Source organism: Mycobacterium sp. NGS41 (genome assembly GCF_059812725.1).
This window is the reverse complement of sequence record NZ_JCALDF010000014.1, coordinates 37,226-51,402: the sequence shown is the minus strand read 5'-3', so window position 1 is coordinate 51,402 and position 14,177 is coordinate 37,226. Positions and strand designations below refer to the sequence as shown.

Sequence of the window (14,177 nt, the reverse complement as noted above, 5' to 3'; positions counted from 1 at the left end):
CGTCAAACGCGATAGATGCGGGCGGCGTTGCCGTGGGCAATGAGATCGACCACCCGAATCGCGTCGGCCTCGCTCCAGTCGCCGGCCTCGACGAATTCCCCCAAAACGCGGTGAATAGCCTTGCGCCACAATGCTGCACCGAGGTAATGCAGTTCAGCGGGGCCGAACCCGTCCGACGAGTACACGAGCTTGCGGAACGGCGCCATCTCCAGCAGCCGGGCGATGAACGCAGGCGCCCGAGCGCCCAGATAGTTCACGCTCAGCCCGCCGTCCAGATAGACGTTGTTGAAGGCTTGCGCGAGGTAGCCGGCTTCGCGCTCGTAGGGATAGCAATGCAGCAACACGATCGGGGTGTCGTCAGACTGCCGAAGAAAGTCGAGCAGATACAGCGGATTGGTCTTGTGCAGGTCGCAGTCCCGGTCGCCGAACCCGACGTGGAACTGCAGCGGCTTGCCCAGCCGTAGCGCCTCGTGCAAGCCGAACCGCAGCAGTACCCGATCGGATAACCGCACACCACCGTGATCGCGCCATCGGCTGGCGGCGTCGGCCACCTCCGCCGCGGACGGCTCGGTCAGGTCGCCATCGAATCCTCCGCGATAGGCCAGGATGGACTTGGTCCCGACCGCGCCCGCCGCGCGCCGGTGCAGTATCTCGGCGAACGCCGACGCGTAGTCGCCCGGCGCCTGCGCGGCCTGTTCGGCCACCTGCTCGAGCCGAACCACCTCGTGGGCGCGGCCCCCGGACAGCTGCGCCACCTCTCGTAGACCGGCTATGTCACCGTCGATACCGGTGTCCACCAGCCAGTCGGTCACTCCGGCGTCCGACAGAAACAGGCGGGCCAGCTCGGCTTCGCTGAGCCGACTGCGGCGGTCCCAATACGTTTGTGCGTCAACGTGTCTGGGCAATCCCAGCAGCGGGCTGCAATGGTTGCGCACGGCGAAGCCGAGTTGTGAGTCGAAACCCGAGTCCGCGATCGGTTCGGTGTTGGCCTCGTTCAGAGCGTTCTCGAAGCGCGGCCGGTCCCCCGCCGTCAGCCAGCAGCCGTGGACGTGTTGATCGATCAGGGTGACAGCATCGATGTGTTGCGCCAGCTCGGTCACCGGCGCGCTCACAGACTCCAAGCCATCCGGAACTTGTCCGCCAGCGGCTCGGGGCGCAGCTTGGCATAGTGGTCCTGTTCCAGCCGCCGCACCGCTATCACCATGTCGACGGCGGGGTCGCCGAGTATTCCCCGCACCAGCTGCGAATTGTCGAGTGCGGCAATGGCTTCGGCCTGAGCTTCGGGCAGGCGCAGGATGCCGGCGTGGTCCCGATCGGAATCGGAGAGCTTGGCGGGATCCATCGTCGTTTCCGGCGGGAGCTCCGAGTCGCCCTTGATGCCGTCGAGCGCCAGCCCGAGGATCACCGCCGACGCGAGGTACGGGTTGGCCGAGGGATCGACGACCTTCACTTCGACGTTGCCGCCGTACGGACTACCGGGGCCGCCCTTGACGAATCGCACTGCGGCCTCACGGTTCTCAATTCCCCAGCACACGTAGACGCCTGCCCAGTTTCCGGGCCTTAGCCGCAAACCCGACACAATTGAGCCGCAGAGGATGCCCTGCGCCTCCCACAGCCCGCGCAACACCCCCGTGACGGCGCGCTCCCCCGCCGGGGTCATGCCGCCCGCGCCGGATCCGTCCGAGAACAGCGGGCCGTCCGACGTGCTCAGCGAGAAGTGTTGGTGCGCACCGGATCCGACACTGCCGGCAAAGGGTGCCGGCGACAGGCTGACTCGCAGACCGTGCCGGCGGGCGGCGCGACCGACGATGAGCCGGGTCAGTATCAGTTGATCGGCGGCGGCCACCGGCGCTAACGGCGCCAACGAGATTTCGAACTGGTTGGCTCCGTATTCGGGATGGAACTGCTCGATGCCCACACCGGCTGCGGCCGCCGCGACGTTGACATCGCGGACGAAGTCTTCGTGCTCGAGTATCCCGGCCAGGCCGTACTGCGCCCACAGCGTCGAGGGCAGTCGCTCACCGTCGGGATCGACGAGCAGGAACTCGATCTCGTGGCCCACCGCCGCCTCGATGCCGGCTTCGGCGAGCGCGGCCTCAACCCGCTGCAGTGTGCCGCGGGTGCAGGCCGGTACCGGTGTGCCGTCCTGCTCGAAGAAGGCGCCGGGCGCCCAGGCCAGCCCGCCGCCGATCATCCGCAGCGCCGTCAGGTCGATGCGGATGCGCTGGTCGCCGACGACGCCGACATCGTCGGTAAGCGCGATGCCGGTCTGGTCGATGGCGAAGGCGTGCCACGAGGGACTGGCACCCAGTCCGGGATCGGCGAATGTGTTCGTCCTGCGGATCGGCACCGCCTTGGCCTGTGTGAGCCCGGCCGCGTTCACCACGGTGCCGATGACGGTATCGACGCCCTCGGCCTCGAGTTGGGCGATCGCCGCCGCGGCAAGGGGCGTAGCGGTCATCGGTGGGGCTTGGTCTTTGACAGGGTTGGTTCAGGCGCGGCTGGGCAAGGTCAGCTTGCAGGTCTGGCCGATGTCGAGGGTCCGCAGCATGCGTCCCATGCCGACCCACAGCGCACAGGACATCGCGAGGTCGGCGAGCAGCTCTTCGGAGAAGTGCTTGCTGGCCCGGCTCCAGAAGTCCTCGTCGTCGCGCAGCTTGGTGTGTTCGGTGGCGAAGCGATGCGCGAATTCGGCGGCCAGGCGCTCTTGTTCGCTGTATCCCGGCCAGGTGCGCCACTCCAGCGCGTGCTCGTAGAGCTCCTCGTCAACGCCGGCGGCCGGTCCGTCGGCGTCGCGGGTGTTGGCGCAGACAACGCATTCGTTGTCGTGGGCGATCACGGCCCGGGCCAGCTCGCGGGTGCGCATCGGCAGCCGGTTTTTGGTGTAGACCGCCTGACTGAAGTTGGCGATCGCGCCGCCGAGGTCCGGGGATTTTGTGGCCCAGCTGTAAATGTCGTCGTCAGCGAATTGTCCGATTCGGCTCATGGCGTGATGGTACGCCGGGGCCGTCTGGCTGCCGGCGCATGCTGCCGGCCAGTGTCACTGTCGGTGTCTCGTCGTGCCAATCACGTTGGGCCAGAACACGATGTGCGATGCGCTGCAGGGCGGCTTCGACCTCGCGGCGGTCGGGCCTGCCTTCGAAGCTGGGAGAGCGGGAAAGCTTGTCGACGATCCAGGCCAGCAGCAGCGAGTACACGTAGTCCACCTGCTGGCGTCCGGCGCGGGTCAGCCACATCTGGTCGCCGTCTTGTCGCAGGTATCCGGTGGCAGCCAGCCGGGAAAAGGTGGGTTCTAAAACCTCGAAGGGCAGCCGCTGATGCTCGGCGATATCGGTGAGCCGTGCCGTGCCGTACATCTGCCCGAAGCGGTAGATGCGCAGGACGCCCCAGAGCCCGGCGACGTCGAGCCGGCAGTCGGGCCGCATGGCGATGCTGCGCAGCCGTACCCCCGGTTCCCCTCGCAGCATCCGCGCGATCGCGTTCTCCAGCATCCGTTCCGGCGTCTCGAGGTTGGGCATGCCGAACCCGTCGCCGAGGTCGACTGCGCTGTTGTGGATGTCCCGCAGCGGCACCTCGCGCAGGAACAGCGCGAGGACGAACCCGATCGCAGCGACCGGGGCCGCGCAGAGGAACACCTGGCTGAGCGACTCGGAGTAGGCCGCCACGATCGGTGCGGCCACGTTGTGCGGCTGCCGGTGCAGCGCCGCAGGCGAACTGACCGCATCGGGCGACGCGCCGCTGGCCGCCAGCGCGGCGCCCAGCCGGTGGTTGAGAAAGTTCACGAAGAGGGTGCCAAATATCGCGGCACCGAAGGAGCTGCCGATGGTGCGAAAGAACGTCACTCCCGAGGTGGCCACACCGAGGTCTTCGAAATTCGACGTGTTCTGCACGATGAGAACCAGCACCTGCATCGACAACCCGATGCCGGCACCCAGGATGAGCAAGTAGAGCGACTGCACCAGGGCCGACGTCGACGCGTCCATGCGCGACATCAGCAGGAACGCGACGGCCATCAGTGCGGTGCCGGTGACGGGAAAGATTTTGTAGCGGCCGGTTCGGCCGACCAGCGTGCCGCTGCCGGTCGAGGTGATCAGCATGCCGACCACCATCGGCAGCGTGCGCAGACCAGAGGTGGTTGCCGAGACGCCGTCCACGTATTGCATGTAGGTCGGCAGGAAGGTCATTGCGCCCAACATGGCGAATCCCACCACGAAGGCCAGCACACAGCAGACGGTGAACACCGGACTGCCGAACAGCCGGATCGGCAGGATTGGTTCGGCTGCGCGGTTCTCCGCCCACACGAATGCGCACAGTGCCGCCGCGGCCGTGACGAACAGGCCGACGATCGTCGTCGACCCCCATGGGTAGCGGCTGCCGCCCCAGCTGGTGGCCAGCGTCAGGCCGGTGGCGCCCAGCCCGACGAACACGATCCCGGCGTAGTCGATCCGCGGTTTCGTGGACGCCGCCAACTCCGGAATGGCCGCGGCCGCCACCATGATGACCACCACCGATACCGGCACGTTGACCCAGAACGCCCACCGCCACGTCAGGTAGTCGGTGAAGTAGCCGCCCAGCAGCGGCCCGATGACCGTCGTCACACCGAAAACCGCGCCCAGCACGCCCTGGTAGCGGCCGCGCTCCCGAAGCGGGACGACCTCACCGATCAGCGCGCTGGCGGTGACCGTGATCCCGCCGCCGCCGATGCCCTGCAACGCTCGCGCCCCGACCAGCATGGTCATCGACTGCGCCAGCCCGCACGACACCGAGCCGACGACGAAGCACACCACGGCGGCCTGAAATACGCGCTTGCGGCCGTAAAGGTCGCCGAGCTTGCCGACCAGCACGGTGACGATCGTGGAGGCCAGCAGGTAGCTGGTGACCACCCAGGATTGATGACCGGCGTCGCCGAGGTCGGCGACGATGGTCGGCAACGCCGTCGCGACAATCGTCTGATCCAGCGCGGCGAGCAGCATGCCGAGCGCGATCGCCACGAAGATGAGATTGCGCCGCTGAGGGCTGATCAGCGCGCTGCTGGGGGCTGAGTCCGCGGCCTGCGCCACCGAGACCGCTGTTGCTTTCGGGGCCGTCATCCCTGCCTTCCCGTCGGCGTCCGATGCTAACGGGTACCCAGGCTGCCGCCCGGCGGCTTACCGGGGGTGGGCCGTTTAGTCGCGCGCGGGAGCGTCGAACAGCACCGACGCTGGGCCGCGGGTCAGCTCGGCGGGCGGGAGACGCATTGCGCCGAGTACAGTTCCTCGCCCAGCTTGTCCATCAACTCCAGCTGTGTCTCCAGGTAGTCGACGTGGATCTCTTCGTCGGCGACGATCTTCTCCAGCAGTGTGGCGCTGGTGCTGTCCTGCTTCTCCCGGCACATGATGATTCCGGGCTTGAGCCGGTTCAGTACGTCGTATTCGATCGCCAGGTCGGCCTCGAACTGCTCGCGCAATGTCTGGCCGACCCGCAACGACCCGATCCGCTGGTAGTTCGGCAGGCCGTCCAGCAACAAGATGCGATCGGTGATCGCCTCCGCGTGCCGCATTTCGTCGAAGGACTCCGCGCGAGTGTGTTCCGCCAGCTCGGTGAAACCCCAGTTGTCTTGCATCTTGGAGTGCAGGAAATATTGGTTGATAGCGGTGAGCTCGCTGGTCAATTGCTCGTTCAGCAGGCGCAAAACATCCGGATCACCTTGCATGACCACTCCTTGGCTGTGAGGGCTGTCGATGTCGAACCGCGGCAGATGGGCTGGGCTGGAGCACCATCCCGCCGGCCTGTAGATACCCGGCGTGCCGATCTCAATCTAGTCCAGCGCTAGTGGGTCGGCGCAGCCTTTTATCCGCCTTCGGCGCGTCATGCGCAGGAGACGGTTCGGTCACGTGTCGTTACTTAGGTTAGACTCCGCTAACCTACTTAGGATAGACTTCACTAATATGCGGTCTGTTTCATTCGGCAGTTTCGCTCAGGAGTTTTGATGTACGTCTGCCTGTGTGTCGGGGCCACCAACCAGACGGTGTCCGACTGCGTAGCGCGCGGTGCGTCGACGTCCAAAGACGTTGCCACCGCCTGCGGGGCCGGCGCGGACTGCGGGCGCTGTCGCCGCACGCTGCGGGCGATCATCGCTGCCGCAGCACAGCTCGAGCACGCGGGCTAGCTCTAGATCTGATCAGTTAGCGCGGCCTTTGTTGAAATCCGCCAGCGCGGCGGCGTTGGCCTGTGTGCCCATCAACTCGGCAAAGTGGGCGTTTTCCCGCGCGGTCGCAGCGAGGATCTCCGGGCGGACCGGTTCCACCATCGTGTGCTTGACCGCCATCAGGCTCGAAATCGGCCGGGCGGCAAGTGTTTCGGCGTGCCGGCGGGCTTCGGGCAGCAGCTCCTCCGGCTCGCAGACCCGCCATACCAGGCCCATCCGCAGCGCCTCTTCAGCGTCGACCCATTCCGAGGACATCAACAACCATGCGGCGTTCTGCCGCCCCACCAGCTGGGGCAACAGATACGACGAGGCCGCTTCGGGCGCGACTCCCAAGCTGGTGAAAGGACATTTCAGCCGCGCCGTCGACGACATGAAGGCCAGATCGGCGTAGCCGAGAACGGTGGCGCCGATTCCCACCCCGACGCCGTTCACCGCGCAGATCAGCGGCTTGGGGAACTTGCTGAGCGCGTCGATCAAACCGGGGAAGCCGTACTTGCCGGGGGTGAAGTCCGGCTCGGTGATGCGTGCCTGCATCTCGGCGAGGTCGGTGCCGGCGGAGAAGCCGCGCCCGGTGCCGGTCAGCAGTACCACGGCGACGTCGGGGTCGTCGGCGGCATCCAGCAGCGCTTGTGCGGTGGCGTCGTAAAGGGCTTCGTTGAAGGCGTTCAGCGCCTCGGGCCGGTTGAGCGTGAGGGTGCGCACCCGGTTCTGATCGTCGATCTGCAGCATCACGAGTTGCCAACCTATCACCGGCGAGCAGACGTAAAAGCACCCATTTCGGCACGAAAATGGGTGCTTTTACGTCTGCTCGCGCTACCTAGCCGTTGCTATACACCCGGGTCGGCTCGATCAACACCACGGCCCGCCGCTCCTCGACCATCACCCGGTCGTACTCCGGCCAATTGTCGTGGGTGCCGCCGGCGGCGGTGAACACCTCGCGCAGCAGCAGCCGCAACTGCTCATCGCCGGCCAGCCACGGCTGCGCGTCGTCCGGGCCGGCCAGTTCCGCGCGGCCTTCGACGGTGGCCCACTGCCAGCCGTTGCGGAAGGTGACGGCCAGTTGGGGCCGCGCCCGCAGATTCGCAAGCTTGACCTTGCCGTAGGTGGTGAAGGCCAGCGATGGCTGACTGCTTTGCGGGTGAGGCAGCAAACCGACGTTGACCAGCGACGCTTGCACGGTCCCGTCGGCGCGGACGGTGGACACCACCGCCAGGCCGCTTTCCGCGGCCGCCAGCGCCACCGCGTCTCCCAGTGTTGTCATGTGCGTCCTCAACTTTCGAATGGTGACTTGAACACGTAGCGGCTGGTCGGCACCGTGTCGATGTTCTCGTTAGCGCCGAATGCAGTGGTGCTGGCGATCATCCGGCCCAGCCGATGCTGAAGATCATCGTCGTCGTGCGCGCCGAAAAACGCCTTCAAGTCGGTGATCGCCTCCGCGGGGAACAACTCCTCGACGATGCCCGCGATTCCAGGTGCGTCTGGCGTCAGGGCCCGCACCACCCAGTTCTGGGTGTAGCCGAAGGTCGCCTGCGTCTCGATGGCTACCGGGGTGTGGTCGCCCTGCCAGCGGGTCAGCCAGGTATCCAGGTCCATGCCGGCGGGCCGGCGCAGCAGCGCGATATTAGCCAAACCCGTTGTGCGCGAGCCGGATTCGGATGCCGGGCCGGGCATCGGGACCGACTCGGTCACCAGGTAGGCGCTGAGCCGTTCGCACTCGGCGGCCAGCAGGTTCAGCGCCGCCCTCACCTGGTCGCCGTAGCACTGCTGGGCCCACAGGCTCACCACCGCGGCCACAGGCGGGTCGAGCGTCGTCAGCGTCATCAGCGAGTGGCGCACGGCGTCGTCGCGGACGTTGACGGACAGCCCGCGCACGCCCAGGCCCAACAGCTCGTCGGCGACCGGCCCCCGCTGGCGGGCGCACCAGTCGTCGTCCGGGCCGTCGCTCCTTAGCACGGCGATTACCTTTTCCATAGGGGGAACTTACCTCCGGCGGCCGCGCGGCCCTGCTATTTGCTTACGCGCACACGGTGTTCGCCGCCGATCAGCTCCCCGATGATCCGGGCAAGCCGCCGATAGGATTCGTCGCGCCCACTCGAGGAGCGGAACACCATGCCGATCCGGCGGCCCGGGCGCGGAGCGGCAAACCGGGTGAGCCCAAGCCGGCTGCGCGCAGCCTCGACGGGCACCGCGGTTTGCGGGATCAGGGTCACCCCCAATCCGCCGGTCACACATTGCACGGCGGTCGCCAGCGACGTCGCCCGGGTGTCGGCGAGTTCGACCCGCACACTCCCCTGCCGGCAGACGTCCAGCGCCTGATCCCGTAGGCAGTGACCCTCGTCCAGCAGCAGCAACGGGAGCTGCGCCAGCGCCGCCACCGGCACCCGCTTCTTGCCGGACAGCGGATGTCCGGGCGGCACGGCGAGTACGAAATCCTCTTCGTAGATCGGAACCTCGGTGATTCCGGGGGCGTCCGCGGGCAACGCGATCAGCGCCGCGTCCAACGCGCCGCCACGCAATGCGGTCAGCAGCCGCTCCGTGCGGTCTTCGATCACCCGCAGATCCAGTGCGGGTAAGCGCTGCGCCAATCCCGCCAACACGGTTGGCAGCACGTAGGGCGCGACGGTGGGGATCAATCCCAGCCGCATGCTGCCGTGTAGCGGATCGTCTGCACCCGCGGCGGCGGCAGTGAACGCCTCCACCGCCTCGACCACGGCCTGGGCCTGCGGTAGCAGCTGCATACCTTCCGGCGTTACCCGCACCCGCCGTGTCGATCGCTCGACGAGCTGGATGCCGAGGCCGGCTTCCAGTGCGGCCAGCGCCTGCGACAGGGTCGACTGGCTTACGCCCAGAGTGGTTGCCGCACTACCGAAATGCCGCCGTTCCGCCACCGCGACGAACGCGCGCAGCCCGGCCAGCGTCGGTTGAAAACTCTTATCGGACATACCGATCAGTGTAGTGGCACATATCACCTTTACCGGACAGTAGGTTATGGCACCATGGTGGTATACAACTTTTCTTGAATGAATCCAGATAAGGAGCGGATGCGCCATGCTGACAATTGGCGACCAGTTTCCCACCTACCGCCTGACCGCGCTGATCGGCGGCGATCTATCGAAGGTAGACGCGCAGCAACCCGGCGACTACTTCACCACGGTGTCCAGCGACGACCACCCGGGTAAGTGGCGCGTGGTGTTCTTCTGGCCTAAGGACTTCACCTTTGTGTGCCCGACCGAGATCGCGGCGTTCGGTAAGCTCAATGACGAGTTCGAGGACCGTGATGCGCAGATCCTGGGGGTTTCGATCGACAGCGAATTCGTCCACTTCCAGTGGCGTGCACAGCATGAAGACCTCAAGAAGGTGCCCTTCCCGATGCTCTCGGACATCAAGCGCGAACTCGTCCAAGCCGCCGGAGTGCTCAACGCAGACGGTGTCGCCGACCGGGTGACCTTCATCGTCGATCCCAACAACGAGATCCAATTCGTCTCCGCCACAGCCGGATCCGTGGGGCGCAACGTCGACGAGGTGCTGCGGGTGCTCGACGCTCTGCAATCCGACGAGCTGTGTGCCTGCAACTGGCGCAAGGGCGACCCGACGCTGGACGCCGGCGAACTGCTCAAGAAGTCGGCATAAACGGGAGGGCGAGATGACAGTAGAGAATCTCAAGACCGCATTGCCTGAGTACGCAAAGGACCTCAAGCTCAACCTGGGCTCGATTGCGCGCAGCACTGAGCTGACCAAGGAACAACTGTGGGGTACCCTGCTGGCCAGTGCCGCGGCAACACGAAACGCACAGGTACTGGCCGAGATTGGCGCTGAGGCAGCCGACACTTTGTCCGGTGCGGCCTATCATGCGGCCCTGGCGGCCGCGTCCATCATGGGCATGAACAACGTGTTCTACCGCGGGCGTGGTTTCCTGGAAGGCCGGTACGACGACCTGCGCGCCGGATTGCGGATGAACGTCATCGCCAATCCAGGTGTGGACAAGGTGAATTTCGAGCTCTGGTGCTTTGCGGTGTCGTCGATCAACGGCTGCTCGCATTGCATGGTTGCCCATGAGCACACGCTGCGTGAAGCGGGCATGAGCCGCGAAGGCATCCTCGAAGCACTGAAGTCCGCTGCCATTGTTTCCGGTGTGGCACAGGCGATTACCACCGCCGAGACACTGGCCACCGTCGGCTGACCCTGCGCCGTGACTCCCACCTGGATAGAGCATGCCATTTGGTGGCAGGTCTATCCGCTGGGCTTCGTCGGCGGGTTTCCCACGGATCAGCCGCCGGGACCGGATGAGCACCGGCTCCGGCGGCTGGTCGCGTGGCTCGACCACGCCATCGAATTGGGGGCATCCGGGATTGCGTTGGGGCCGATCTTCGCTTCGCGCTCGCACGGCTACGACACCACTGACAACTATTGCATCGACCCACGGTTGGGCGACGACGCCGACTTCGATCATCTGATTGCCGAGGCGCACGCCCGCGGTTTGCGGGTGCTGCTCGACGGGGTGTTCAATCACGTCGGTACCGACTTCCCCCGCTGTCGCGAAGCGCCGCACGATGACGCATCGGCGCGCTGGTTTCGCGGGAGACCGGGTCGCTTCCATACCTTCGAAGGGCACTCCGAGCTCGTCACCCTCAACCACGACAATCCCGCCGTGGTCGACTACACCGTCGGCGTCATGTCGCACTGGTTGGGCCGCGGCGCCGACGGCTGGCGACTGGACGCGGCTTATGCTGTACCCCAATCATTTTGGGCAGCAGTACTGCCGCAGGTACGCGAGCGTCATCCCGACGCGTGGTTCGTCGGCGAGCTCATCCACGGCGACTACGCCGCGGTGGTCAAAGCCGCCGGATTCGACTCGGCAACCCAGTACGAGCTGTGGAAGGCTATCTGGAGTGGGCTCAACGACGGCAACTTCTTCGAGCTGGACTGGGCGCTGAAGCGGCACAACGAGTTTCTGGCCGAGTTCGTGCCGCTGACATTCATCGGCAATCACGATGTCACCCGGATCGCCAGCCGCCTCGAGCGCCCCGAACATTTGGCCCATGCGCTGGTGATTCTGCTGACCGTCGGCGGAGTGCCCAGCGTGTACGCCGGCGACGAGCTCGGTTTTGCCGGTGTCAAGGAAGAGCGGTACGGCGGAGACGACGCGGTGCGCCCAGAGTTCGGTTCTCCCCCAATGCCACTGGACGAAGCGGGTGCCGAAGTGTGGGCGTTGCACCAGTATCTGGTCGGGCTGCGCCGTCGGCACCCGTGGCTGCATGCGGCAGCGACCACCGCCTTGCGGCTGGACAACCGGCACTACGTTTATCAGGCCCGCGGCGGCGAGGATGCGCTGCTGGTGGCGCTCAACATCGACGACGAGCCGATGCACGTGGTGCTGAACGAGCTGGGCATGGCGCACGCACACGTCCTCGCCGGATCGGCGGCGCCGCCGCACGAGGTCGTCGACGCGGTGGTCGTCGAACCGCACGGCTGGCGGATACTTCAACCTATTTAAGGCCTATTTAAGGCCCAGGCGGGTCAGGGTGAGCGGATCCTGCCGGCCGTCGTAGTACCTGTCGAGAAGTTCGGCGAAGTCCTGGTTGTGGTCTGTGGCAATGGCGAACAGTGTCATCGACGAGCACAGTTTGAGGTCGTCGGGCGAGCCGAAAATCTGGTCGATGGAGCGGCCCTGCACCTGGTTGACCAGCCGCGTGCAGTCATGCAGTCGCGGGCCCAGCACGTCATGCCGCAGATACTCCCGGGCTTCCTCGAGCGAGGAGATGCCGTAGCGCTCCGCCATCGGCGTGTGGCCCAGCCCGCGCAACTGCGGGAAGACGAACCACATCCAATGGCTGCGCTTTCGTCCGCCGCGCAGCTCGTCGATGACGCTGCTGAAGACCCTGTCCTGAGCGTCCACGAAACGCTGCAGGTCGAACGGGTCGCCAGGCGGGGCCATGTGACTACGGTTGCATACATGGCCACCAAACGACAGGTGCCCAGGGTGCGCGACCTGGCGCCGTTGATCCAGTTCAAACGACCTGCGCTCAACCGCACCAAGCGCCGCCTCGACGCCGCGCTGACCATCGACGATCTGCGCCGGATAGCGAAACGGCGCACCCCCAAGGCGGCGTTCGACTACACCGACGGCGCCGCAGAGGACGAGCTGTCCATCCAGCGCGCCCGGCAGGCCTTCCGCGACATCGAATTTCACCCGACGATCCTGCGCGACGTCACCAACGTGTGCACCGGCTGGGACGTCCTCGGTCAGCCGGTCGGGTGGCCGTTCGGCATCGCGCCGACCGGGTTCACCCGGTTGATGCACACAGAAGGTGAGATCGCCGGGGCCCGGGCCGCGGCCGCAGCCGGCATCCCGTTCGCGATGTCCACCCTGGCCACCTGTGCGATCGAAGATGTGGTGACAGCGGTTCCGCAGGGCCGCAAATGGTTTCAGCTCTACATGTGGCGTGACCGGGACCGCTCGATGGCGTTGGTCAAGCGGGCCGCCGATGCGGGCTTTGACACCCTGCTGGTCACCGTCGACGTTCCGGTCGCCGGCGTCCGGTTGCGCGACGTCCGCAACGGAATGTCGATTCCGCCGGCGCTGACGCTGCGCACCGTGCTCGACGCGTTGCCGCACCCGCGCTGGTGGTTCGACCTGTTCACCACCGAGCCGCTGTCCTTCGCGTCGCTGGATCGCTGGTCAGGAACCGTGGGCGAATACCTGAACACCATGTTCGATCCCAGCGTCACCTTCGACGACCTGGCTTGGATCAAGGATCGGTGGCCCGGCAAGCTCGTGGTGAAGGGGATCCAGACGCTGGACGATGCCCGCACGGTTGTCGATCGCGGCGCCGACGGCGTCGTCTTGTCCAATCACGGAGGTCGCCAGCTCGACCGGGCGCCGGTGCCCTTCCATCTGTTGCCGGCGGTTGCGCGCGAGGTCGGCAAGGACACCGAGATCCTGATGGATACCGGCATCATGTCGGGCGCCGACATCGTCGCCGCGGTGGCACTGGGGGCACGGTGCACGCTGGTCGGCCGGGCCTACCTCTACGGGCTGATGGCCGGTGGCGAGGCCGGTGTCAAGCGCGCGATCGACATTCTGCAAAGCGGCATCACCCGGACCATGGCGCTGCTCGGCGTCACTTGCCTGGAGGAACTCTCGCCCAGGCACGTGACGCAGTTGCGCCGGCTGGTGCCCGGCTAACCTCGGCGAGCTGGGGGCACCTCCCGCTTGCGGGGGAACGCAAAATCGCCCAATTCGCGCCTGTTTTGGCGGCTTTTGCGACTGCTCGGCACACCGAGTTCACGCCAGGAAGCGATCGCCTGCCGGGTGAACGCGACGGTCCGGCCGACCCTGGTGCCCCCGGACGCCAGCGCATGGGCATTCTCGGCGTGCGCGACCACGTGATCCAACGTGACCAACGGCCGGTCATCGACGACGGTGGCCGACTCAAACGCCGTCCACAGGGCATACATTCCGGCGCCAGTCAGGTTCGCCGCCACGGCGCGGGCGGCGCGATCGGCGGCCTTCCATTCGGTGATCGCCGGCATGTCGCCCGAGGCCGCAGCACGGTGCAGCTTGGCGATGTCGATGATCGCCTTATGCGCGGTGAGCCGGGCGTACTGAAGCACTCCCCAGCTGGGATTGGTCAGCAGTTCCGCCACCCAGGCATGCACGACGGTCTGGGGGACGTCCGCGGTTCCCACGGTCTGCCAGGCAAGGTCGAGGGCCAGCACGCTGTTTTCCGGTGACAGGTAGCCGTCGGACCCCGCCAGCAGGTCGTTACACGTCTGGACGAGCAGGCTCAGCGGGCGGGCCGAGCAGGCGGGGAAGTCGGTGATCCGCTCGTCGCCGTTGATGTATGAGATCACGTTCATCGCGCACCCTTTGCCCGACCCGGGTTGGTGCGATCCTCTGGCTAACCTCAGCGGACGGGTGATGCGGTCGAGATCCATTCGGGTTGGCTCCTTTCACATTTCGTTACTTCGTCACACGTCGGAAGTGCTG

The 14,177-nt window shown here is 66.2% G+C and carries 16 protein-coding genes; 5 read left to right on the top strand and 11 right to left on the bottom strand.

Annotated elements, in window-relative coordinates; genetic code table 11:
* Positions 1-2: 2 nt before the first annotated feature.
* The 5 genes from AC5Y21_RS14740 to bfrA form a co-directional block, all read right to left on the bottom strand.
* Positions 3-1,112, bottom strand: coding sequence for an amidohydrolase family protein (locus tag AC5Y21_RS14740; protein WP_499913197.1), 1,110 nt, complete (start codon positions 1,110-1,112; stop codon positions 3-5).
* Entirely contained in the window at positions 1,109-2,461 is a 1,353-nt protein-coding gene (locus AC5Y21_RS14735) for a type I glutamate--ammonia ligase (RefSeq protein WP_499913196.1), read from the bottom strand. The genes AC5Y21_RS14740 and AC5Y21_RS14735 overlap by 4 nt, the downstream gene beginning before the upstream one ends.
* A gap of 30 nt (positions 2,462-2,491) precedes the next feature.
* Positions 2,492-2,986 carry a carboxymuconolactone decarboxylase family protein gene (locus tag AC5Y21_RS14730; RefSeq protein ID WP_499913195.1) on the bottom strand — a complete coding sequence of 165 codons (495 nt, stop codon included), beginning with the start codon at positions 2,984-2,986 and terminating at the stop codon, positions 2,492-2,494.
* On the bottom strand, positions 2,961-5,090 hold the full coding sequence (locus AC5Y21_RS14725; protein WP_499913194.1) for an MDR family MFS transporter: 2,130 nt from the start codon (positions 5,088-5,090) through the stop codon (positions 2,961-2,963). The genes AC5Y21_RS14730 and AC5Y21_RS14725 overlap by 26 nt, the downstream gene beginning before the upstream one ends.
* Before the next feature lie 122 nt (positions 5,091-5,212).
* On the bottom strand, positions 5,213-5,692 hold the full coding sequence (gene bfrA / locus AC5Y21_RS14720; RefSeq protein ID WP_067241443.1) for a bacterioferritin BfrA: 480 nt from the start codon (positions 5,690-5,692) through the stop codon (positions 5,213-5,215).
* 276 nt (positions 5,693-5,968) lie between these two features.
* Between bfrA and AC5Y21_RS14715 the strand changes: the two genes are divergently transcribed.
* Positions 5,969-6,148 carry a (2Fe-2S)-binding protein gene (locus AC5Y21_RS14715; protein ID WP_499913193.1) on the top strand — a complete coding sequence of 60 codons (180 nt, stop codon included), beginning with the start codon at positions 5,969-5,971 and terminating at the stop codon, positions 6,146-6,148.
* A gap of 12 nt (positions 6,149-6,160) precedes the next feature.
* On the opposite strand, the gene AC5Y21_RS14710 is transcribed toward AC5Y21_RS14715, so the two are convergent.
* The 4 genes from AC5Y21_RS14710 to AC5Y21_RS14695 all read right to left on the bottom strand — a co-directional run bounded on the left by AC5Y21_RS14710 (position 6,161) and on the right by AC5Y21_RS14695 (position 9,129).
* On the bottom strand, positions 6,161-6,919 hold the full coding sequence (locus tag AC5Y21_RS14710; RefSeq protein WP_499913192.1) for an enoyl-CoA hydratase/isomerase family protein: 759 nt from the start codon (positions 6,917-6,919) through the stop codon (positions 6,161-6,163).
* Between the two features lie 85 nt (positions 6,920-7,004).
* Complete coding sequence (locus tag AC5Y21_RS14705; RefSeq protein WP_499913191.1) at positions 7,005-7,448, bottom strand: TIGR03618 family F420-dependent PPOX class oxidoreductase; 444 nt, start codon at positions 7,446-7,448, stop codon at positions 7,005-7,007.
* 8 nt (positions 7,449-7,456) lie between these two features.
* Entirely contained in the window at positions 7,457-8,158 is a 702-nt protein-coding gene (locus tag AC5Y21_RS14700) for an EthD domain-containing protein (protein ID WP_499913190.1), read from the bottom strand.
* A gap of 35 nt (positions 8,159-8,193) precedes the next feature.
* Entirely contained in the window at positions 8,194-9,129 is a 936-nt protein-coding gene (locus AC5Y21_RS14695) for a hydrogen peroxide-inducible genes activator (RefSeq protein ID WP_499913189.1), read from the bottom strand.
* Positions 9,130-9,235: 106 nt separating this feature from the next.
* On the opposite strand from AC5Y21_RS14695, the gene AC5Y21_RS14690 reads away from it, so the two are divergent.
* Genes AC5Y21_RS14690 through AC5Y21_RS14680 form a run of 3 tightly spaced genes read left to right on the top strand, consistent with a single transcriptional unit; the run spans position 9,236 to position 11,681 of the window.
* Positions 9,236-9,817 (top strand): peroxiredoxin, encoded by a 582-nt coding sequence (locus tag AC5Y21_RS14690; protein WP_499913188.1) that lies wholly within the window; start codon positions 9,236-9,238, stop codon positions 9,815-9,817.
* A 13-nt stretch (positions 9,818-9,830) separates the two neighbouring features.
* Positions 9,831-10,367 carry an alkyl hydroperoxide reductase gene (locus AC5Y21_RS14685; protein WP_499913187.1) on the top strand — a complete coding sequence of 179 codons (537 nt, stop codon included), beginning with the start codon at positions 9,831-9,833 and terminating at the stop codon, positions 10,365-10,367.
* 9 nt (positions 10,368-10,376) lie between these two features.
* Positions 10,377-11,681 (top strand): alpha-amylase family protein, encoded by a 1,305-nt coding sequence (locus tag AC5Y21_RS14680; protein WP_499913186.1) that lies wholly within the window; start codon positions 10,377-10,379, stop codon positions 11,679-11,681.
* 3 nt (positions 11,682-11,684) lie between these two features.
* Here the strand turns inward: AC5Y21_RS14680 and AC5Y21_RS14675 are convergent, their stop codons facing one another.
* Entirely contained in the window at positions 11,685-12,122 is a 438-nt protein-coding gene (locus AC5Y21_RS14675) for a DUF1810 domain-containing protein (protein WP_499913185.1), read from the bottom strand.
* Positions 12,123-12,140: 18 nt separating this feature from the next.
* Between AC5Y21_RS14675 and AC5Y21_RS14670 the strand changes: the two genes are divergently transcribed.
* Positions 12,141-13,373, top strand: a complete 1,233-nt coding sequence (locus AC5Y21_RS14670; RefSeq protein ID WP_499913184.1) for an alpha-hydroxy acid oxidase — start codon at positions 12,141-12,143, stop codon at positions 13,371-13,373.
* Here AC5Y21_RS14670 and AC5Y21_RS14665 read toward each other — a convergent pair.
* On the bottom strand, positions 13,370-14,047 hold the full coding sequence (locus AC5Y21_RS14665) for a hypothetical protein (protein ID WP_499913183.1): 678 nt from the start codon (positions 14,045-14,047) through the stop codon (positions 13,370-13,372). The two genes, AC5Y21_RS14670 and AC5Y21_RS14665, sit on opposite strands and share 4 nt — an antisense overlap.
* Positions 14,048-14,177: the final 130 nt, after the last annotated feature.